The organism is Halomonas sp. HG01 (assembly GCF_000968715.2).
Taxonomy (GTDB): Bacteria; Pseudomonadota; Gammaproteobacteria; order Pseudomonadales; family Halomonadaceae; genus Halomonas; species Halomonas halophila.
The window spans coordinates 3,251,626-3,272,547 of the sequence record NZ_CP022134.1 but is presented as its reverse complement, the minus strand read 5'-3'; the positions used below and the strand labels follow the sequence as shown (position 1 = coordinate 3,272,547).

The window sequence follows — 20,922 nt, the reverse complement described above, 5'->3', positions numbered from 1 at the left end:
GGGGAGGCTCGTGAGCCTCCCCTGAAAGCAGGATGCAGCATCCCTGCTGCTGATTCTTCTTCGTGATGGCGCATCGCCTTGAATACGCACCACAGTCACCAAGGAGCTCAGGCAAGCAATGTTGTTGTCATTGTGGACGTTCCTGAAAGTGACCGTCTCGTATTCAAAACAATAATCCAACCACGACGGCATGTGATTGCCTCCCCCCGACGTCTTGTTGTTGTTGACGGGGGTGCACCTCTGACGGCCCTTGTTGTTGTTGGCGGCCGGGTCGGGTGCGTCGCGTCCTGATTCCGGACTTCGAGCGTCTTGTTGTTGTTGCCTCGAAGGACTCGCGCCCGCTGCCGCTGTTGTGCTTGTTGTCGGCAATGGCGCTCGTGTGTCTTCCGGCCCGTGGTCTTGTTGTTGTTGGGCGGGCCTGTCACCGCGCGCGGGCCTTGTTGTTGTTATTGGCCGCGGGTGGCATCCGGCATTGTTTTTCTTGTCCTGTATGTAGCAGGCGGTGTGCCACAATCCATTAAGCTCATTTAAATCAATAAGATATGTTATCCACCGTCGAGTGCTCTCGGCGTGAGGCGGGAAAGTGTTACCCAGGGTGCGCGCTTATGGGGCAAAGGCTGTGTGGGAAGGTAACAAATGGTGCGTGTGCGCCGTCGAACGCCTCAAAAACGACGCCCGCGGGGTCGGCCGCGGGCGCTAGTGCTTTGGTCGTAGAGGCGGGCGGCGTCCGGTGCCCGTCGCCTCAGCCGGTGCTGCGGCGAGGGCCCTTCTTGCGCGGGATGCCGAGGCGCTGACGGCGCTCCCACAGGCACTTGCGGCTGATGCCGAGCTTCTGGGCCAGCTCGGTCTCGCTCATCTGGTCCTGGTGCTCGAGCACGAAGTGCTGGAAGTAGTCCTCGAGGGACAGGTCCTCTTCCTCCTCGTCCGGTCGTTCGCCGCCGCCGGACGCGGGCGGCTCGTCGTCGGGAACGGGCGGCGCCGGCGGGGCCGCACCGGCATGGGGCGGGGGGCCGATCCCCAGATCGTCGGGGTGAATCAGGTGGCCCTCGGCCAGGATCACGCCGCGTTCCAGGGCGTTCTCCAGCTCGCGCACGTTACCGGGCCAGGGGCAGTCGCGGATCACCCGTCGGGCGGCCCGCGACAGCTTGAGCCCTTCGCGTTCGTGGCGCCGGCAGGCCTTCTCCAGCAGCACGTCGGCGATTTCCAGGATGTCGTCCTCGCGGTCGCGCAGCGGCGGCAGGTCGATCTGCATCACGTTGAGGCGGTAGTAGAGGTCCAGGCGGAAGCCGCCGGTGCGTGACAGGGCGTGCAGGTCGCGATGGGTGGCGGCGATCAGGCGCACGTCGACGTGGCGGGTCTCCACCGAGCCGATCTTGCGGATCTCGCCCTCCTGCAGCACGCGCAGCAGGCGGGCCTGGGCATCCAGCGGCAGCTCGCCGATCTCGTCGAGGAACAGGGTGCCGCCGTCGGCGGCCTCGACCAGGCCGGTGCGGGCGGCGCTGGCGCCGGTGAAGGCGCCCTTCTCGTGGCCGAACAGCTCGGACTCGATCAGCGTCTCGGGGATGGCCGCGCAGTTGACGCACACCAGAGGGGCGGCGGCGCGCCGGCTCTGCTGGTGCAGGGCGCGGGCCACAAGCTCCTTGCCGGTGCCGGACTCGCCCTGGATCAGCACGGTGACGTCGGCCGGCGCGGTCTTGCGGATGCGGGTGTAGACCGCCTGCATGGCGGGACAGTTGCCGATCATCGGCTGGCGTTCGCCGCCGGGGGCGGTGACGTCAGGCGGCTCGCCCTGCTGCAGGGCGCGCTGGTGGAGCACCCGGGCCACGGTCTCGAGCAGCTCGTCGTGATCGAAGGGCTTGGCCACGTAGTCCACGGCGCCGAGCTTCAGCGCCTCCACCGCCGAGCGCATGCTGGCGTAGCTGGTCATGATCAGCACCGGCACCGGGGCGACGCGGGCGACCAGCTCGGTGCCGGGATCCCCGGGCAGGCGCAGGTCGCTGATCACCAGGTCGAAGCCCTGGGGATCGAGGGCCAGCGCCTCGTCCACCGAGCCGGCCTCGCTGACGCGGTGGTCATGGCGTTCCAGCAGGCGCTTCAGGGCGCTGCGGATGATGGCTTCGTCTTCAACGATCAGGATCCGGCTCATCGGTACTCTCAGCATCCTCTCGGTGGAGGGGCAGCCACAGCAGGATACGGGTGCCATGGGCCTGCCCGGCGGGCGGGGACTCGATGTCGATCTGGCCGCCGTGCTCGGCGACGATGCTGTAGACCAGCGGCAGGCCGAGTCCCGTGCCCTCGCCGGCGGGCTTGGTGGTGGTGAAGGGCTCGAAGAGATGATCGCGGACCCGGGCGTCGATGCCGTGGCCCTCGTCGGTGACCGTGACCCGAAGCCGTTCGCCGTCCGCCTCGCCGGCGACGACCACTCGCCCGCCGGGCACGCTGGCGTCGCGGGCGTTGCCGAGCAGGTTGATCATCACCTGCTGCAGGCGCTGGGCGTCGCCGGACACCCGTGGGTTCGGCGGGCAGCGGTTCTCGAAGCGGATATCCTCCCCCGAGCGGGCGAGGTGGATCAAGTTCAGGGCCTCGTCGGTGACCTCGGCCATCGACACCGGCGCGAAGGCGGCGCCGGTGACGTGGCGCCCGCCGTGGGCGAAGCCCACCAGCGAGCCGACGATGCGCGAGACCCGGTCGGTGAGCTGCTGGATCTGGTCGGCAGTCTCCCGGAGCTCGGGGTCATCGGTGTCGTAGCGCAGATTCTGGGCCAGCGAGGAGATGCCGGTGATGGGATTGCCGATCTCGTGGGCCACGCCGGCCGCCAGCTGGCCGATGGAGGCCAGGCGAGCGGCGTGCACCAGCTCGTCCTCCAGCCATTTCATCTCGCTGTGGTCCTCCACCAGGATGACGTTGCCGCCGTGGGCGTCGCGCTCGTCCTGATGTTCGGCCCGGTGCAGGCTCAGGAAGCGCTGGCCGTTCGCCAGCGTCACCGGCTGCTTGTAGAGCTGGCTGGCCGGTTCGGCGAGGATGCGGCCCAGCAGCTCGTCCCAGGGTGGCGGCAGGGTATCGCGGTGGGCGCCGATCACCGACTCGCCGGGGATGCCGGAGAGCTCGGCGAGGGCGTCGTTCCACATCAGCAGCTCGCCGTCCTCGCCGAAGGCGCACAGCCCCACCGGCAGCCGCGTCAGGGTGCGGCGATGATAGCGGCGCAGGCCGTCGATCTCACGGGCCAGGCCGTTGAGCCGCGGACGATAGTCCTCCAGCCGGTTCTCGACGAAGTGGATGTCCTCGGTGGCGCCGGGACCGTCCTGGCGATAGGGCAGGAAGCGGTCGACGATGTCCTGGGCCACCGAGGGGCCCATCAGCCCGGAGAGGTTGGCCTGGATGCGGTCGCGCAGCCGGCGCAGGGCATAGGGGCGGCCATCGAGAGGCGACATCTGCAGCGCCGCCAGGGCGCGCTCCACCTCGCGCTCGGCGACCTCCTGACCCAGCGCCCGGGACAGGTGGCGCTTGATCTCCAGGCCGTTGGCGGCCACCAGCGGCAGACGCATGGGGCGCACCACGGCGTCCACCGAGCAGGCCTCGGCGGCGGCCCGCTCGCCGGCCGAGGTGCGGGTGGCCAGCGAGACGAGGATGAAGGCGAGCACGTTGGCGGCCAGCGAGACCAGCGTGACGAGATACCAGTCGGGCTCGTCGGCCAGCGTCTCCAGTCCCGGGGGGATCGGAGGGAGCCAGGGCGCGCCGCCGAGCAGCGACGGCCAGAGGCCGGCCAGCCAGATGGCCACGCCCACCGCGAGGCCGGTGACCATGCCCTTGCGGTTGGCGCCGGGCCAGTAGAGCAGCGCCAGCATGCCCGGCAGGCACTGGGCCATGCCGACGAACGAGGCGATCGCCAGGGTCGACAGGTCGTGGTGCACGCCCACGGTGCGATAGAACAGCCAGCCGCCAACGATCACCGCGCCGATCAGGGCGCGCCGCAGCCAGCGCAGCCAGCGGTAGAGGTCGGGCTGGGCGATGGGCGGGTGGGCCACCAGCACCAGGTGGTTGAGGATCATCCCCGACAGCGCCAGGGAGATGATGATCATGGTGCCGCTGGCCGCGGCCAGGCCGGCGAGGAAGGCCAGGGCGCCGACCCACCACGAGGACGACAGGGCGAAGGCCAGGTAGGCGCTGCCGGTGGTCGCGGGGTCGACCCCGAGACGCTGGGTTCCCCACAGGATCAGCGGTACCGGCAGGGCCATCAGCAGCAGGAACAGCGGCACCACCCAGCCGGCGCGCAGCAGGGTGCGGCGCTCCAGCGGCTCGGCGAAGGTGATGTGAAACATGTGCGGCATCAGGAAGGCCGCGGCGAAGAACAGCATCAGCAGGGTGCGCCACTGGGCCGGGGGCAGCGACTGCGTCTCGGCCTGGGCGAGGTGGCCCGGACCGTCGAGCCAGGCCTGGAGGTCGCCGGGGCCGTCGAAGATCCCGAACAGCGCCACGGCGCCCAGCGCCAGCATGGCGCCTAGCTTGACCACCGACTCCAGGGCGATCGCCGCCAGCAGGCCGTCCTGGCGGGCATTGAGGTGGGTATGCCGGGCGCCGAACAGGATCGCGAACAGCGCGATCAGGGCGCTGAAGCCCAGCGCCAGCCACTCCCGCGAGCCGCCGCCGGCCAGCAGACGGATGGCGTTGGCCATGGTCTGCACCTGCAGCGCCAGCAGCGGCAGCACCGCCAGCAGGCTGACCAGGGTGACCAGCGTGCCCACCCAGCGTGAGCGGAAGCGGAAGGCGAACAGGTCGGCCAGCGAGGCCAGCTGGTAGGTGTGGGCCATGCGCTGGATCGGCACCAGCAGCATCGGCGCCAGCAGGAAGGCACCGGCCGCGCCCAGGTAGTAGGCCAGGTAGCCGTAGCCGCTGCGGTCGGCCTGCTCGAGGGTGCCGTGGATGGCCCAGGCGCTGGCGTAGACGCCCAGCGCCAGGGTGTGGGTCGCGGGATGGCGGGCGAGGCGGTTCGCCGCCCCGCCCCGTTCCACCGCCAGGGCGCACAGGGCGAGCAGCAGCAGGTAGCCCACGCCCAGGGCGAGCAGGCCGGCGAGGTTCATTCGAGGTCCCCCTGGCGTCGCTCGTCGAGGTGGCGCTTGCGCTCCAGCCACACGGTCAGGGCGATCAGTCCGCCCCAGATCAGGAAGGGCCGATACCAGGCGGCGCCGGGGCTGCCCCAGCCGCTCATCAGCAGCGGCGAGAACAGGTAGCCGGCGAAGACCAGGAACAGCACGATGCGGTAGACGTACATGCGCTCTCCTCAGTCGGCGGCGGTCAGGTGCCGCTCGGGATCGGCGCGCAGCCGCCATGGTGCCCAGCGGGCGATGGCGTGTTCGAGCTGCTCGGCCACCGGGGCCTCGGCCAGCGCGGCCGGCGGTGCCTGGTCGAGCAGCGTCAGGGCCCGATGCAGCAGCGGCCGGGCCTCGGGCTCGGCCTCCGGCAGCGCCGGGGCCAGGTTCTGCTTGGAGAGCTTCTGGCCGTCGTCGCCCATCACCAGCGGCAGGTGCAGGTAGCGCGGCTCGGGCAGGCCCAGGGCGTGCTGCAGCTGGCGCTGCCAGGGGGTGTTGTCGAGCAGGTCGGCGCCGCGCACCACCTCGTTGATGCCCTGGTCGGCGTCGTCGACCACCACGGCCAGCTGGTAGGCCCAGAGGCCGTCCTTGCGCTTGAGCACCACGTCGCCGAGCTCGGCCGGATCGAAGGCCTGCGGGCCGAACAGGCGATCCTGCCAGCGCACGGGGCGCAGGCCGAGGTCGCTACGCAGCCGCCAGGCCTGAGGCTGCTGCGGTTCGCACACGCCGTCGCGACACCAGCCGGGGTAGATCGCGTGATCGCGCCACTGCTTGCGCGAGCAGCTGCAGGGATAGGCCAGGCCCCGGGCCTCGAGGCGAGCCAGGGCGGCGGCGTAGGCGTCGTCACGCTCGCTCTGCCAGGCGACCGGGCCGTCCCAGTGCAGGCCGAAGGCCTCGAGCTGGCGCAGGATGGCATCAGCGGCGCCGGGCGGGCAGCGTGGCGGGTCGACGTCCTCGATGCGCAGTCCCCAGTGGCCCCGCGCGTGGCGGGCGTCGAGGAAGCTGGCGAGGGCGGCGACCAGTGAGCCGAAGTGCAAGGGACCCGAGGGGGTCGGCGCGAAGCGGCCACGATAGGCACTCATGGGCGGCTCCGGAGCGGAAGAGACAGGGCTGAAGCGACGGTGCGGACGGGCGCCGGCGGCGCCCGTCGCGGAAGCGGTGGCGGCCGGCCATCAGCCGCCCAGCTGCTTCTCCTTGAGCTCGGCGAGGGTCTTGCAGTCGACGCACAGGGTCGCGGTGGGACGCGCCTCGAGGCGGCGGATGCCGATCTCGACGCCGCAGGCCTCGCAGAAGCCGTAGTCGTCCTCGTCGATCTTCTCGATGGTCTCGTTGATCTTCTTGAGCAGCTTGCGCTCGCGGTCGCGGGTGCGGAGCTCGAGGCTGAAGCCTTCCTCCTGGGTAGCGCGATCCGCGGGGTCGGCGTAGTTGTTCGCCTCTTCCTGGAGATGGCGCACCGTGCGATCCACTTCTTCCATGAGCTCCTGTTTCCAGCCCAGCAGGATCTGGCGGAAGTGCTCGAGCTGCTTCTCGTTCATGTACTCTTCACCCGGTGCCGGCTCGTACGGGGTGAATTTCTTGGGCGCTTCCATCTTCTTTTCTGCTACTGGCATGGGACTGCCTCGTTACTTGTGTGACTGCTGATCAATACCCGATGAACTGCTCAAGGTATCTCACGCCAAAGGGATGCTTGTTTAGCGAAAAAACGCGGCCTTTGCAATCCCCCCGACGCGCCGGACTGCGCCAGCGCAACAAAAGTCGTAACATGCGAGCTTTGACCGTGAGCGGCCGAAAAGATGCCGGTCACGACTCGCCGTGCAAGGAGAAGCCCATGTCCTGGAGCTCGCGACTCGACGCCGTTGCTCCCTTCCGCGTGATGCGCCTGCTGGAGGCCGCCCAGGCCCGCGAGGCCGCCGGCCACGACGTCATCCATCTGGAGGTGGGCGAGCCGGACTTCCCCACTCCCGAACCGGTGCAGGCCGCGGGCCAGCGGGCCCTGGCCGAGGGGCAGACCCGCTACACGCCGGCGGCGGGGCTGCCGGCGCTGCGCGAGGCGATCGCCGGGCACTACGCGCGCCATTTCGGCGCCGAGGTCGATCCGTCCCGCATCATCGTCACTCCGGGCGCCTCCGGCGCGCTGCTGCTGGCCAGCCAGCTGCTGGTCGAGGGCGGCGATCGGGTGCTGATGGCCGATCCCACCTATCCCTGCAATCGCCACTTCATGGCACTGGCCGGCGCCGAGGTCGAGGCGGTGCCGGTGGGGCCGGCGAGCGGCTGGCAGCTCGACGCCGCGACCGTCGCCCGCCACTGGCGCGACGACACCCGGCTGGCGATGCTGGCCACGCCGTCGAACCCCACCGGGCACATGCTCGATGCCTCGGCCTTGGGCGCCGTGGCCGACACCGTCGCCGCGCGCGGCGGCCATCTGCTGGTCGACGAGATCTATCAGGGGCTGTGCTACGACCTGGCGCCGCTCTCCGCCGCCTCGGTGGCGCCGCAGGCCTTCGTGGTCAACAGCTTCTCCAAGTACTTCGGCATGACCGGCTGGCGCCTGGGCTGGCTGGTGGCGCCGGAGGCGGCGGTCGAGCCGCTGACCCGGCTGGCGCAGAACGTCTTCCTGTCGGCACCGACGCCGGCCCAGCACGCCGCCCTGGCGGCCTTCGAGCCCGAGTGTCGCGACATCCTCGAGGCGCGCCGCCGGGAGCTGGCGCAGCGCCGCGACGCCCTGCTGGCGGGGCTGGAGCGACTGGGGCTGGCGCCCGATCAGCCGCCCCAGGGCGCCTTCTACCTGTGGCTCGACGTGTCCCGCTACACCCGCGACAGCGAGGCCTTCTGCCGGCGCCTGCTCGAGGAGGAGAACGTGGCCATCACCCCGGGCACCGACTTCGCCCTCGAGGGCGGCGAATACCATGTGCGCATCGCCTTCACCACCGGCGTCGAGCGGCTGGAGGAGGCCGTGACGCGGCTGGGGCGGTTCCTGAGTCGCCAGGAGGGCGCCTGATGAACTATGCCGCGCCGCTGGTGGCGGGCGTGCTGCTGCGCCGCTACAAGCGCTTCCTGGCCGACGTGCGCCTGGCCGACGGCCGCGAGGTCGTCGCCCACTGCCCCAACACCGGCTCGATGCGCGCGGTCAACGTGCCGGGCTGCCGGGTGTGGCTGTCGCCAAGCGACGATCCGCGGCGCAAGCTGGCCTGGACCTGGGAGCTTATCGAGCTGCCTCGGCCCGAGGGCGGCGTCGACCTGGCCTCGGTGCATACCGGGCGGGCCAACCGCATCGTCGAGGAGGCGCTGGTGGCGGGCACGGTCGAGGCGCTGGCCGGGGCCGGTACGCTGAAGCGCGAGGCCAGGGTGGAGGGCGCGAGGCTGGATTTCCGGCTGGATGGCGATGCCGGCGCGACCACCTATGTCGAGGTCAAGCAGGTGACCCTGCGCGAGGACGACGGCCACGGCTACTTTCCCGATGCGGTCAGCGAGCGCGGGCGCAAGCACCTCGAGACCCTGGCCGCGCTCGCCGCCGAGGGCCAACGTGCGGTGCTGCTGTTCTGCGTCGCCCATGAGGGCATCCGCTCGGTGGCGCCGGCCGGCCACCTGGATCCGGCCTATGCCGAGGCGCTGCGTCGGGTGGCCGGCGAGGGCGTGGAGGTGCTGGCGCGGGCCTGCCGCTTCATGCGGGAAGACGGGCGGCCGGTGGCCGTGAGCCTGGGCGAGGCGCTGCCGGTCGAGCTCGAGCGCCGCTATCGCTGACGGGCACGAACCGGACGGGGCGGCGCCCCGTCCGCTCAGCGCCGGGTGACGCGAAAGATCGCGATCTCGCCGAACAGGTTGGGCCAGCGCCGCGAGGCCCAGTTGCCGCCACGGCTGCCGACGCCCACCGCCCGGTCGACGATCGACAGCCCCTTGTCGCGACACAGCTGCTCGAAGTCGTTGAAGGTCGAGAGGTGGATGTTGGGGGTGTCGTACCAGGCGTGGGGCAGCGACTTGGAGACCGGCATGTAGCCGCGCAGGCCCAGATAGGCGCGGTGACGCCAGTAGGCGAAGTTGGGGAAGGTGATGATGCACTCGTCGGCCACGCGCAGCATCTCGTCGAGCATGCGGTCCGGGCGGCGCAGCGCCTGGAGGGCCTGGGTCATCACCACCAGGTCGCAGGCGTCGTCCTCGAAGTTGGAGAGCCCCTCGTCGAGGTTCTGCTCGATGACGTTGACGCCCCGGGCCAGGCAGGCGGTGATGCCGTCCGGGTCGATTTCCAGGCCGTAGCCGGTGACGTTCTTGCTCTCGGCCAGGGCCGCCAGCAGGGTGCCGTCGCCGCAGCCCAGGTCGAGCACCCGGGCGCCGTGCGGCACCCAGTCGTGGATACGTTGCAGGTCGGCGCGCATCATGAGCGTTCCTCCAGTCCCTGGTCGCGGGCCACGCGTTGCATGAAGGCGGCGAACACCGCCAGGTAGCGGGGCTCGGGCAGCAGGAAGGCGTCGTGGCCGTGGGGCGAGTCGATGTTGGCGTAGCTGACCGCCTTGCCGGCGCGTATCAGGGCGTTGGCCAGTTCCTTCGAGCGCGACGGCGGGAAGCGCCAGTCGCTGGTGAAGCTGACCACCAGGAAGGGGCAGGCGGCCGGGGCCAGCGCCGCCGCCAGGTCGCCGCCGTGGGCTGCCGCCGGGTCGAAGTAGTCCAGCGCCTTGGTCATCAGCAGGTAGGTGTTGGCATCGAACGAGGTCGAGAAGGTGTCGCCCTGATAGCGCAGGTAGGACTCCACCTGGAACTCCACGTCGTAGCCGAAGTTGAGGTCGTCGCTGCGCAGGTCGCGGCCGAACTTGCTGCCCATGGCGTCTTCGGACAGGTAGGTGATGTGCCCCACCATGCGGGCGAGCTTGAGCCCGCGGCGTGGCAGGGTGGCGTGTTCGGCGTAGTGGCCGTCGAAGAATTCGGGGTCGGAGCGGATCGCCTGGCGGGCCACCTCGTTGAAACCGATGTTCTGGGCCGACAGCTTGGGCGTGGCGGCGATCACCGCGGCGTGGGCGACGCGCTCCGGGTAGGTCAGGGCCCACTGCAGCGCCTGCATGCCGCCGAGGCTGCCGCCGACCACCGCGGCGAAGCGCTGGATGCCGAGCCGGTCGGCCAGGCGCGCCTGGCTGTGCACCCAGTCGATCACCGTCATCATCGGGAAGTCGGGGCCCCAGGCGGTGCCGGTCTCGGGGTTCTCGCTGGTCGGCCCGGTGCTGCCGTGGCAGCCGCCCAGGTTGTTCAGCGAGACCACGAAGAAGCGGTCGGTGTCGATCGACTTGCCGGGGCCGATATGGGCGTTCCACCAGCCGGGCTTGCGGTCGTCCGCCGAGTGGTAGCCGGCGGCATGGTGATGCCCCGACAGGGCGTGGCAGATCAGCACGGCGTTGGTGCCCTCGGCGTTGAGGGTGCCGTAGGTCTCGTAGACGAGGTCGTAGGCCGGCAGCGTTCTGCCGCAGGCCAGCTCCAGGGGGTCGTCGAAGTGCGCCGTCTGCGGCGTCACCAGGCCGACCGAATCGCGTGGCTGCTCGGTCATCTGTCAGGCGTGTCCAGTCGTTTTTCGTTGGTATTCGGGGCGTGACGGGGGGCTCGGCTCGATCCGCGCCGGGGATGAGCCGGCGCGAGGGGGCTTGGCCATGGATGGGGTCAAGGCGCCCTCGCGACGGCTTGTCGCCGGAAACGCTCATCGCGAATCCCTGATCGTCGGCGACGTGCCTTCTAGAGCCCCACCAGCACGCCGACGACGCCGGCGGCGCGGATCAGCGAGCCCACCACGATGCCGTCGAGCAGGCTGATGGCGATGAACACCACGATCGGCGAGAGGTCGAGCATGCCCAGCGGCGGGATCACCCGGCGCACCGGTGCCATGATCGGCTCCACCAGCTGCATGACCAGGATCGCCGCCGGGTGGCTGGCGCGGGGCGACACCCAGCTGAGGATGATCATCACGATCAGCGCGAAGAAGTAGATCTTGAGAATGGCATTGGCCAGCGCCGCCACCGCGCCGATCGCCAGGCTACCGATCGGTGCCATGCCGTAGCCGGCGATCTGCAGGATGGCCACGATGGCGATCAGCTTGACCACCAGGCCGGCCGCCAGGGTGGCCAGGTCGAAGCGGTTCATCACCGGCCCCAGGAAACTCTGGAAGGGGCGTACCACCGGCTGGGTGATCTTCACCACCGACTGGCTGATCGGGTTGTAGTAGTCGGCCCGGGATGCCTGCAGCAGGAAGCGCAGCATCAGCAGGAACAGGTAGATATTGACGAGGGTGTTGACCAGCAGCAGGCCGGCGTTTCCCAGTTGACTGCCCATCGGGGCTCCTCCGTGTCTTGTGCGATCGGTCGCGGTGGCGCGGCGTTCAGTGCTTGCCGAGTTCGTCGGCCATTTCGCGGGCGCGGGCGGCGCAGGCATCCATGGCCTCGGCCACGATGCGGCGCATGCCGGCATCCTCGAGGTGCGAGATGGCGCGCTCGGTGGTGCCGCCGGGGGACATCACGTTGCGCTTGAGCTCGCCTGGGGTCTTGTCGCTGTCCATCGCCATGCGCGCCGCGCCGAAGGCGGTCTGCATGGCCAGTCGACGGGCGGTGTCGGCGGGCAGGCCGAGGCTGACGCCGGCTTCTTCCATGGCCTCGAACATCAGGAAGAAGTAGGCCGGAGCGCTGCCGGAGACCGCGGTCACGGCTTCCAGCAGGCCTTCGTCGTCGACCCACTCGACCAGGCCCACGGCCTCGAGCAGTTCGGTGGCGAGGTCGCGCTGGGTGTCGCTGACCTTGGCGTTGGCATAGAGCCCGGCGGCGCCGGCGCCGACCAGCGAGGGCGTATTGGGCATGCAGCGCACCACGGCGAGTTCGCCCCCCAGCCAGGCCTCGAGGGTCTCGGCGGGCAGGCCGGCCGCCACCGAGACGATCAGCGGCTTGCGCGCCTGGATCGCGTCGCGCATCCCGGCGCAGACGTCCTGCATGATCTGCGGCTTGACCGCCAGCACCACCACGTCGGCCTCGGCCACGGCGGCGGCGTTGTCGGTGGCGGTGTGGATGCCGTATTTCTCGCGCATCGGCGCGAGCATCTCGTCGCTGGGCGAGGTGGCGGTGATGGCGTCGCGGAGATAGCCGCTGTCGATCATGCCGCCGATGATGGCGCCGGCCATGTTGCCGGCGCCGATGAAGGTGACTTGGCTTGCCATGCGTTCAATCCTGTGTGGGTCGACGAATGGGCCGTCGGCATGCCGGCGGCGTCGTGAGTGATCAGGCGGAGGTGTCGCGTGCCCCGAAGATGGCGGTGCCGAGCCGCACCTGGGTGGCGCCCTCGGCCACGGCGGCTTCCAGGTCGCCGCTCATGCCCATCGAGAGGGCGTCGAGCCGTGCCTCGGGAAAGCGCTCGCGGAGGTCCTCGAGCGCCTCGCGCAGGCGGGCGAAGGGGCGGCGCTGTGCGGCGGGATCGTCGGCCGGGGCCGGGATCGCCATCAGCCCGCGCAGCCGGAGGTTCGGCATGGCCAGCACGGCCTCGGCCAGTGCCGGGAGATCGGCGACGGAGACGCCGGACTTCGAGGGCTCGTCGCTGATGTTGACCTGCAGGCAGACGTTCAGCGGCGGCAGCGCCTCGGGGCGCTGGGCATCGAGGCGGCGAGCGATCTTCTCGCGTTCCAGGCTGTGCACCCAGGCGAAGTGCTCGGCCACGTCGCGGGTCTTGTTCGATTGCAGCGGGCCGATGAAATGCCAGACGATATCGTCGAGATCCGCGAGCGCCTCCTGCTTCTCCAGCGCCTCCTGCAGGTAGTTCTCGCCGAAGTCGCGCTGGCCCAGCGCGTGCGCTTCGCGGATCATGGCAGCGGGTTTGGTCTTGCTCACGGCCAGCAGCGTCGCGCCGTCGGGCGCGCGGCCGGCATCGGCCAGTGCCGCGTCGAGGCGGCGGCGGGCGTTGGCCAGGGCGTCACGAAGTGCCAGGTTTGTCATGTCGCAAGCTTTACCATACTAAGAACACCTCTATCCCGGGAGCAGGGGAATCGCATGGATATTACCGAACTGCTGGCATTCTCGGCAAAGCAGAACGCCTCGGACCTTCACCTTTCGGCCGGCCTGCCGCCGATGATCCGGGTCGACGGCGACATTCGGCGGCTCAACGTGCCGGCCATGGACGATCGTGAGGTCCGCAAGCTGATCTACGATATCCTCGCCGACCGTCAGCGGCGCGACTTCGAGGAGTACCTGGAAACCGACTTCTCCTTCGAGGTGCCGGGCGTCTCGCGCTTTCGCGTCAACGTCTTCAACCAGGCCCGCGGCGCCGGGGCGGTGTTCCGCACCATTCCCTCCGAGGTGCTGACCATGGAGGATCTGGGCATGGGCGAGACGTTCCGCCGCCTGGCCATGCTGCCGCGCGGCCTGGTGCTGGTGACCGGTCCTACCGGCTCGGGCAAGAGCACCACCCTGGCGGCGATGATCGACCACATCAACGACAACCGCTTCGAGCATATCCTGACCATCGAGGATCCGGTGGAATTCGTGCATCGCAGCAAGCGCTGCCTGATCAACCAGCGCGAGGTGCATCGCGACACCCAGGGCTTCGCCCCGGCGCTGCGCAGTGCGCTGCGCGAGGACCCGGACGTGATCCTGGTCGGCGAGATGCGCGATCTGGAGACCATCCGGCTGGCGCTGACCGCGGCCGAGACCGGCCATCTGGTGTTCGGCACCCTGCATACCACCTCGGCGGCCAAGACCATCGACCGGATCATCGATGTCTTCCCGGGGGACGAGAAGGCCATGGTGCGCTCGATGCTCTCCGAGTCGCTGCAGGCGGTGATCTCGCAGACCCTGCTCAAGCGCCAGGGCGGCGGCCGGGTGGCGGCCCACGAGATCCTGATCGCCACCTCGGCCGTGCGCAACCTGATCCGCGAGGACAAGGTGGCGCAGATCTACTCGGCGCTGCAGACCGGCGGTAACCTGGGCATGCAGACCCTGGATACGGCGCTGTCGCGGCTGGTGGCGGACAACGTGGTCGCCCGTGAGGAAGCCCAGACCAAGGCGCGAGCCACGCTCGCGCATCAATGAGGCGGTGAGGCAGGAGGAAAGCGTCAATGACCGCGAAGGAATGGCTGTATCAGCTGCTCGACATCATGATCGAGAAGGAAGCCTCGGACCTGCTGATCTCGGTGGGCGCGCCGCCGACGCTGAAGATGGCCGGTCAGCTGATGCCCATGGGCGAAGAAGGGCTGTCGGTGGCGCAGGTCGGCGAGCTGGTGGCGGCGGCAATGCCTGAGAATCACCGGGCGCGCTTCGACGATGAGCAGGAGGCCAATTTCGCGCTCAGCCTGTCGGGGCGGGGGCGCTTCCGCGTCAGTGCCTTCCGCCAGCGTAACCAGCCGGCCATGGTGCTCCGTCGCATCGCCTTCGAGATTCCCCATCTCGAGGAACTGTCGCTGCCGGAGGTGCTCGGCGAGCTGGCCAACATCAAGCGCGGGCTGGTGTTCGTGGTCGGCGGCACCGGCACCGGCAAGTCGACGACCCTGGCGTCGATGATCCAGCAGCGCAACGAGACCGCCGGCGGCCACATCATCAGCATCGAGGATCCGATCGAGTACGTGCACCCCCACCGCCGAGCGATCATCAACCAGCGCGAGGTCGGCATCGACACCGAGTCGTTCGAGGTGGCGCTGAAGAACACCCTGCGCCAGGCCCCGGACGTGATCCTGATCGGCGAGATCCGCACCCGGGAGACCATGGAACATGCGCTGGCTTTCGCCGAGACCGGCCACCTGTGCCTGGCGACCCTGCATGCCAACAACGCCAACCAGGCGCTGGAACGCATCATCCACTTCTTCCCCCACGAGCGGCACGACCAGGTCTGGCTCGACCTGTCGCTCAACCTGCAGGCCATCGTCGCCCAGCAGCTGCTGCCGACCCAGGCCGGTGGCCGTTGCCCGGCCATCGAGGTCCTGCTGAAGTCGCCGCTGATCGCCGACCTGATCCGCAAGGGGGAGGTGGCGGACGTCAAGAACGTCATGGCCCGCTCCCGGGACATGGGCATGCAGACCTTCGACCAGGCGCTCTATGACCTCTACAAGAAGGGGGCGATCAGCGAAGAGGTCGCGCTGGTGCATGCCGACTCGGCCAACGATCTGCGCATGATGATCAAGTACGGCGACGAGCAGGGGGTGGGGCTGGCGCAGGCCAAGGAGGCGGCCAGTCATCTGTCCCTGCGCGGCGAGGACGACTATTGAGTCATCCCGTTTTGCGTGGCTTTCAGAAGGACGTATCCGGCGACAAAGCATCGCGAGGGCGCTATGAACCCATCCTTGGGCGCTACTTTGGCCATCCATGGCCAAAAACCCCTCGCGCTGCTTCGTCCCCGATGTGTCATTAGTAAGGCATTCGGCGGTGACGACTAAGGTGCGAACAGTCCGCCCAGCACTCGCGGGCCGGCGGCGCCGGTGACCGAGGGCAGGTTGCCGGGTTGGCCCTCGAGGCGGCACCAGGCCAGCCAGGCGAAGGCCGAGGCCTCGAGCCAGTCGGGCGACCAGCCGAAGGCCTCGGCGGTTTCCAGTCGCGTGTCGGGCATTCGGCGTGCCAGGCGGGCCAGCAGATTGGCGTTGTGGGCGCCGCCGCCGCAGGGAATCAGGCATTCGGCGGGCGGGGCGTCGTAGGCGTCGCGGGCCATTTCCACGGCCAGCGCCACGCTGGCGGCGGTCAGCTCGGCGAGGGTGGCCTGAACGTTCTTCGGGCGCTCGCGGCCGTCGAGATGTGAGGCCAGCCAGTCGAGATGGAAGACCTCGCGCCCGGTACTGCGCGGTGGCGGGCGATGGAAGAAGGGCTCGGCAAGCAGCCGCTCCAGCAGGGCTTCATCGACGCGGCCCGAGGCCGCCCAGGCGCCGTCGGCATCGAAGCTTCCGCGGCGATGGCGAGCGTGCCAGGCGTCCAGCAGGGCGTTGGCCGGACCGCTGTCGAAGCCCAGGGGTGGGCGGTCGTCCTCCCGCGGCGGCAGCAGGGTCAGGTTGGCGAAGCCGCCCAGGTTCAGCACCAGGCGCCACTGGCCCGGGGCGCGGAACAGCGCCTGATGAAAGGCGGGCGCCAGGGGCGCGGCCTGGCCGCCGGCGGCCAGGTCGCGACGACGGAAGTCGGCGACCACCGGGCAGCCGGTGAGCTCGGCCAGCAGGCTGGGGTTGTCGAGCTGCAGGGTATAGGGCGGCCCTCCGTCGTGGCCCCAGGGGGCGTGCTCGATGGTCTGGCCATGGCTGCCGACGGCGGCGATGTCGGCGGGAGCGAGCCCGGCATCCGCCAGCAGTCCGGTGACGGCTCGGGCCTGGGCCTCGCAGAAGCCTTGCTCGGCCGCGGCCAGTTCGGCGAAGCCGGCGCCGTCGGCGTGGCACAGCGTCCACAGGCGCTCGCGGAGCGTCGGCGGCATCGGCTCGCCGTGGGTGGCGATCAGGCGCGGGGGCTGTGCCGCCGAGCAGTCGACCAGGGCGGCGTCGATGCCGTCGAGACTGGTGCCGGACATCAGGCCGATGAAGTAGGGCATAAGGGCTCTCGCTGGGGCTCAACCGTCGATGGCTGGCATGGTAACATCCTCGCCCATTGCCAATGTCCTGCGTCGCCCGAACGGGCCGCCCTGCCGAGTGGAGAGGAGAGCATGACCGATGTCGCCGACGCGCTAGCGTTGCTCAAGCGTGGTACCCACGAGATCCTGCTGGAAGACGAGCTGGAGAAGAAGCTGGCCTCCGGCCGCCCGCTGCGCATCAAGGCGGGCTTCGATCCCACCGCGCCGGACCTGCATCTGGGGCACAGCGTGCTGCTGACCAAGATGCGCCAGTTCCAGGATCTCGGTCATACGGTCATCTTCCTGATCGGGGACTTCACCGGCCGCATCGGTGACCCCACCGGCAAGAACGTCACCCGCAAGCCGCTCACCGAGGAAGAGGTCAAGGCCAACGCCGAGACCTACAAGGCCCAGGTGTTCAAGATCCTCGATCCCGAGAAGACCGAGGTGCGCTTCAACGCCGAGTGGTTCTCCGCCATGAGCGCGGCCGACATGATCTCGCTGGCGGGGCAGAGCACCGTGGCGCGCATGCTCGAGCGCGACGACTTCGAGAAGCGCTACAAGTCCGGCCAGTCGATCTCCATTCACGAGTTCCTGTATCCGCTGGTGCAGGGCTACGACTCCGTGGCCCTGGAGGCCGACGTCGAGCTGGGCGGCACCGACCAGAAGTTCAACCTGCTGATGGGCCGCGAGCTGCAGAAGCACTACGGCCAGTCTTCCCAGGTCGTCATCACCATGCCGCTGCTCGAGGGCCTGGACGGCGTACAGAAGATGTCCAAGTCGCTGGGCAACTATGTGGGCGTCGACGATACGCCGGGCACCATGTTCAACAAGCTGGTATCGATGCCCGACAGCCTCATGTGGCGCTACTTCGAGCTGCTCTCGCTGAAGAGCAACGAGGAGCTCGAGGCGCTCAAGCGCGATGTCGAGGGCGGTGCCAACCCGCGCGACGTGAAGATGGAGCTGGCCCGCGAGCTGATCGCCCGCTATCACGGCGATGAGGCCGCCGCCAATGCCCACCGCAGCGCCGGCAACCAGCTGGCCGACGGCGAGCTGCCGGAAGACCTGCCGGAAGTGGAGGTCGATTTCGAGGGCAGCGAGCAGGCGCCTATTGCCGCACTGCTCAATCGCGCCGGACTGACCAAGAACAGCGCCCAGGCCAAGGACATGCTCAAGAACGGCCGGGTCAAGGTCGACGGCGAGGTCGTGGAGCCGAGCGCCATGCTGGATACCGGCAAGAGCTACGTGGTTCAGGCCGGGAAGAAGCGCTACGCGCGCGTCATCGTCGCCTGATGCGCTGACGAGTGCCGAGACGAACGCCCGCCTCGTGCGGGCGTTGTTGTCTCTGGGCGCCGGGCCTGAATTATCCACAGGCGGTCGAGCGGGCAGGCGGGTGTGGATAGCTTTCCGCGGGTGCCGGTGCAGGTGAGTGTCACGCCTTGTTCATCCCATCGTCACGATTCGGCAAATAGTTCTTGCGTCGCCCTCGGGAAATCCGTAAAGTACGCATCCGCTGCCGGCGACGGGCAACGTTGCAGGCGGTAATGAGTGGCAAAAGCGCTTGTTTTTCTTGAGATTTTTCGGCGATTGTCGGAATCGCTCGATTGACAGGGTCAGCGGAATCGGTAGAATGCCCGCCACTCACTACGGTAGCCCGCTGAGGGCTCGATCGGACCTCGCTTCACTCGCTGAAGACGAGCGCTCGGTCATCCGCTTCGCTCTCTCGAGAGCTTGAAGATCCCCGGTTGACACGACGCGCCGATCACGTAGAATACGCCTTCCTTGCGAGGCATTGGCCAGGCGGCCGGTAACGCAAGGTGCTCTTCTCCTTATTGAGTCGAGCTGCTCTTTAACAATCGATCAGATAATTCATGTGGGCGCTTGTCGGGATGTCGGTGACCAGTCACTAGATATCAAGACAAGCGACTCGTCAAAGAGACGTTTGAATCTTGAACCAGGTTTGGTTCCACCTTAGGAACTATCAAGCTTTTAACTGAAGAGTTTGATCATGGCTCAGATTGAACGCTGGCGGCAGGCCTAACACATGNGGAAGCCTCCTTCAAGATGAGATCTCCCCGAGGCCTCGAGCCTCCTGAAGGGCCCAGCGAGACGAGCTGGTTGATAGGTCGGGTGTGGAAGCGCTGCAAGGCGTTGAGCTAACCGATACTAATGGCCCGTGAGGCTTGACCATATAACACCCAAGTGGTCTGTGACTGACAACAGACGACGGCGGATACGCGAGAGACGATCTCGTCAGCATGATTCGCATTGCCTTTTTCGCCTGACGACCATAGCGTGCGGGAACCACCTGATCCCATGCCGAACTCAGCAGTAAAACCGCTCAGCGCCGATGGTAGTGTGGGAGTTCCCATGCGAGAGTAGGTCATCGTCAGGCACTTATCCCGAGAAAACCCCGAGCCCAAAAGGCTCGGGGTTTTTTCATGTCTGGCCGGTCGAGCAGGGCGCCGATGCCGAGCCTGAATCGATACCCGAAAAAACGCCCCGCCCTCTGCGATTGGAGGGGGCGTTCGTGTATCTGGCCCGAGGAAGATGATGCCCTGAATACCGTCACATGGCAGGTGTCACGGTCCGTCAGTATCGAAGGGGATAGGACCAGGGGCGAGAGCGCGGCTTGCTCTGAGGGGAATGACGAGCCAGGAGAGGCGTGTTGCGGTGGAGGCTCGAGAGGCTGATGAAGACCGAGGGCTGCGCCGATGGTGGAGTCTCTGAATGGCAAAAGGCCGGGCTATTGCCCGGCCTTTCTTGTGCCTGTCGTGGTCTGCGAAAGACGCGTATCAGGCGGGATTCTGCTCGATGCCCTGAACGTGCCAGGGGGCGCCTTCACGAAGCTCGCGCACCAGGTGCCAGGTCTCGTTGAAGGCGTTCTGCTCGCCGTTCTCGTCGAGAATGCCGTGGAAAAGCACCGTCGCCTCGGCCTGGGAGCCGATTTCCTGGATGCTGCCGAGCTCGGCGAACAGACGCACGACCTCGGTGCGGTTGTTCGCCGGCTGCTGGTCGCGTTCCTCGCGCAACAGGTTGTAGAGCTCCGGTGTCACGTAGTCCTGGATCTGCGAGAAGTCGTTGTTGTCCCAGGCGCGCTGCAGGGTCATGAAGTGCTCCTTGGCACCGCCGAGGAAGCGCTCACGGTCAAACCACGCCGGCTCCTTGGCGAGACCGCCGCCGAGTGAACCGGTGAAGGCCTGGGGCTGAGCCTGAGCCTGCTCGTGAGCCTCGCGTGTCTCCATGCCGGGGCCGCCTGCCGTTGCCGGGCGCCGCTTGCGGGCGAACAGCCTGAACAGCAGGAACAGCGCACCGCCGATCAACAGGATGTCGAAGAAGCGCAGGTCGTCGAAGGCGCCGCCGAAGAACAGCGAGGCCAGCAGGCCGCCGGCCAGCAGGCCGGCGAAGGGCCCGGCGAAGCGCGACAGGCCGCTGGACGGCTTGCGCTGGGTCGCGGCCGCACCGGCGGTGCCGTTGGTGCGCGTGCTGGTCGCGCTCGGCGAGTCCGCCGCGCGCGAATAGCTGCCGAAGCTCTTGCCGCCACCCAGGCGGCGCGCGTCGGCATGGTCGACGGCGAGGCCGAAGCCCAGCAGGCCGACGACGAGCATGACGAAGAGTTGACGCATCGTGTGTCTCCAGGGAATGTGACGGGAGAGCCCGCCGGGAAGAAGTCGAAGCCACCATTCTAGCGGCTTGGGGCGACACCGGCACCGTTTGCCGTGGAGGATCATCGATGCGTCTTGTTCGAGAGAAGAGCCTGCTGCTGATCGTCGACCTTCAGGCCGGGCTGCTGCCGGTGCTGGACGGCGGCGAGCAGGCCGTCGGGGAAGCGAGCTGGCTGGGTGGGGTCGCCTCTGCACTGGAGGTGCCGGTATGGCTGACCGAGCAGTATCCGGCGGGCCTCGGGGGCAGCGAGCCCCGGCTGCGCGAGGCACTCGAAGGCGCCCTTTATTGGGAAAAGAGCCGCTTCGATGCCCATGCGGAGCCTGACTTCGCCAAGGCGCTGGCCCAGAGCGGGCGGCACCAGGTGGTGCTGTGCGGGGCCGAGGCCCACGTCTGCGTGCTGCAGACCGGGCTCGGGCTTCGTGAGGCGGGCTACGAGGTCTTCTGGCTGGCCGAGGCCACCGTCAGCCGGCGGCGCGAGGAAGCGTCCCTGGCCCGGCGGCGGATCGAGCGGGCCGGCGCCTGGGCGGTGAGCGCCGACATGGCGGCCTATGAGTGGCTCGAGCGCTGCGACGATGCCTGCTTCGGGGACGTGCATCGCCGCTTCCTCAAACCGCGCTCTCCGCGGCCGCTGCGCTTCTTCGACTGAGGTACG

General features: G+C 68.5%; 18 protein-coding genes and 1 rRNA gene. 7 read left to right on the top strand and 12 right to left on the bottom strand.

Features of this window, described 5'->3' with window-relative positions:
- Positions 1-742 precede the first annotated feature (742 nt).
- The 5 genes from UN84_RS15485 to dksA all read right to left on the bottom strand — a co-directional run bounded on the left by UN84_RS15485 (position 743) and on the right by dksA (position 6,697).
- The gene (locus tag UN84_RS15485) at positions 743-2,146 is read right to left on the bottom strand and encodes a sigma-54-dependent transcriptional regulator (RefSeq protein ID WP_107180917.1); all 1,404 of its coding nucleotides are present in this window, start codon (positions 2,144-2,146) and stop codon (positions 743-745) included.
- The gene (locus tag UN84_RS15480) at positions 2,124-5,078 is read right to left on the bottom strand and encodes an ATP-binding protein (protein WP_046079372.1); all 2,955 of its coding nucleotides are present in this window, start codon (positions 5,076-5,078) and stop codon (positions 2,124-2,126) included. Before UN84_RS15480 ends, UN84_RS15485 begins: the two co-directional genes overlap by 23 nt.
- Positions 5,075-5,269, bottom strand: a complete 195-nt coding sequence (locus UN84_RS15475; protein WP_035593013.1) for a hypothetical protein — start codon at positions 5,267-5,269, stop codon at positions 5,075-5,077. The genes UN84_RS15480 and UN84_RS15475 overlap by 4 nt, the downstream gene beginning before the upstream one ends.
- A 9-nt stretch (positions 5,270-5,278) precedes the next feature.
- Positions 5,279-6,169, bottom strand: a complete 891-nt coding sequence (gene gluQRS / locus UN84_RS15470; protein ID WP_046079373.1) for a tRNA glutamyl-Q(34) synthetase GluQRS — start codon at positions 6,167-6,169, stop codon at positions 5,279-5,281.
- Between the two features lie 90 nt (positions 6,170-6,259).
- On the bottom strand, positions 6,260-6,697 hold the full coding sequence (dksA, locus tag UN84_RS15465; RefSeq protein WP_035593017.1) for an RNA polymerase-binding protein DksA: 438 nt from the start codon (positions 6,695-6,697) through the stop codon (positions 6,260-6,262).
- A 218-nt stretch (positions 6,698-6,915) separates the two neighbouring features.
- Here dksA and UN84_RS15460 point away from each other — a divergent pair, with 218 nt between their 5' ends.
- Both UN84_RS15460 and sfsA read left to right on the top strand, forming a co-directional pair.
- On the top strand, positions 6,916-8,085 hold the full coding sequence (locus UN84_RS15460) for a pyridoxal phosphate-dependent aminotransferase (RefSeq protein ID WP_046079374.1): 1,170 nt from the start codon (positions 6,916-6,918) through the stop codon (positions 8,083-8,085).
- Positions 8,085-8,828 carry a DNA/RNA nuclease SfsA gene (gene sfsA, locus UN84_RS15455; RefSeq protein WP_046079375.1) on the top strand — a complete coding sequence of 248 codons (744 nt, stop codon included), beginning with the start codon at positions 8,085-8,087 and terminating at the stop codon, positions 8,826-8,828. Before UN84_RS15460 ends, sfsA begins: the two co-directional genes overlap by 1 nt.
- A 35-nt stretch (positions 8,829-8,863) precedes the next feature.
- On the opposite strand, the gene metW is transcribed toward sfsA, so the two are convergent.
- From metW to UN84_RS15430, 5 genes are all read right to left on the bottom strand, one after another.
- Positions 8,864-9,457, bottom strand: coding sequence for a methionine biosynthesis protein MetW (gene metW / locus UN84_RS15450; protein ID WP_035593045.1), 594 nt, complete (start codon positions 9,455-9,457; stop codon positions 8,864-8,866).
- Positions 9,457-10,614 (bottom strand): homoserine O-succinyltransferase MetX, encoded by a 1,158-nt coding sequence (gene metX, locus UN84_RS15445; RefSeq protein ID WP_046079376.1) that lies wholly within the window; start codon positions 10,612-10,614, stop codon positions 9,457-9,459. The genes metW and metX overlap by 1 nt, the downstream gene beginning before the upstream one ends.
- 182 nt (positions 10,615-10,796) lie before the next feature.
- Positions 10,797-11,390, bottom strand: coding sequence for a YggT family protein (locus UN84_RS15440; RefSeq protein ID WP_035593026.1), 594 nt, complete (start codon positions 11,388-11,390; stop codon positions 10,797-10,799).
- Positions 11,391-11,436: 46 nt separating this feature from the next.
- Positions 11,437-12,261 (bottom strand): pyrroline-5-carboxylate reductase, encoded by an 825-nt coding sequence (gene proC / locus UN84_RS15435; RefSeq protein ID WP_046079377.1) that lies wholly within the window; start codon positions 12,259-12,261, stop codon positions 11,437-11,439.
- A 61-nt stretch (positions 12,262-12,322) separates the two neighbouring features.
- A complete protein-coding gene (locus tag UN84_RS15430) occupies positions 12,323-13,030 on the bottom strand; it encodes a YggS family pyridoxal phosphate-dependent enzyme (protein ID WP_046079378.1) in 708 nt (235 codons plus the stop codon).
- 54 nt (positions 13,031-13,084) lie between these two features.
- Here UN84_RS15430 and UN84_RS15425 point away from each other — a divergent pair, with 54 nt between their 5' ends.
- Entirely contained in the window at positions 13,085-14,122 is a 1,038-nt protein-coding gene (locus UN84_RS15425; protein WP_046079379.1) for a type IV pilus twitching motility protein PilT, read from the top strand.
- Between the two features lie 26 nt (positions 14,123-14,148).
- Positions 14,149-15,291 (top strand): PilT/PilU family type 4a pilus ATPase, encoded by a 1,143-nt coding sequence (locus tag UN84_RS15420; protein WP_046079380.1) that lies wholly within the window; start codon positions 14,149-14,151, stop codon positions 15,289-15,291.
- 164 nt (positions 15,292-15,455) lie between these two features.
- On the opposite strand, the gene UN84_RS15415 is transcribed toward UN84_RS15420, so the two are convergent.
- Positions 15,456-16,586 (bottom strand): anhydro-N-acetylmuramic acid kinase, encoded by a 1,131-nt coding sequence (locus UN84_RS15415; RefSeq protein ID WP_046079381.1) that lies wholly within the window; start codon positions 16,584-16,586, stop codon positions 15,456-15,458.
- Positions 16,587-16,697: 111 nt separating this feature from the next.
- On the opposite strand from UN84_RS15415, the gene tyrS reads away from it, so the two are divergent.
- Positions 16,698-17,897 carry a tyrosine--tRNA ligase gene (gene tyrS, locus UN84_RS15410; protein WP_046079382.1) on the top strand — a complete coding sequence of 400 codons (1,200 nt, stop codon included), beginning with the start codon at positions 16,698-16,700 and terminating at the stop codon, positions 17,895-17,897.
- Positions 17,898-18,884: 987 nt separating this feature from the next.
- Positions 18,885-18,999, top strand: a 5S ribosomal RNA gene (gene rrf / locus UN84_RS15405).
- 400 nt (positions 19,000-19,399) lie between these two features.
- Here rrf and UN84_RS15400 read toward each other — a convergent pair.
- Complete coding sequence (locus UN84_RS15400) at positions 19,400-20,230, bottom strand: Tim44 domain-containing protein (RefSeq protein WP_046078425.1); 831 nt, start codon at positions 20,228-20,230, stop codon at positions 19,400-19,402.
- 107 nt (positions 20,231-20,337) lie between these two features.
- On the opposite strand from UN84_RS15400, the gene UN84_RS15395 reads away from it, so the two are divergent.
- Positions 20,338-20,916: an isochorismatase family protein gene (locus tag UN84_RS15395; RefSeq protein WP_046078424.1), complete on the top strand. Its 579-nt coding sequence runs from the start codon at positions 20,338-20,340 to the stop codon at positions 20,914-20,916.
- Positions 20,917-20,922 lie beyond the last annotated feature (6 nt).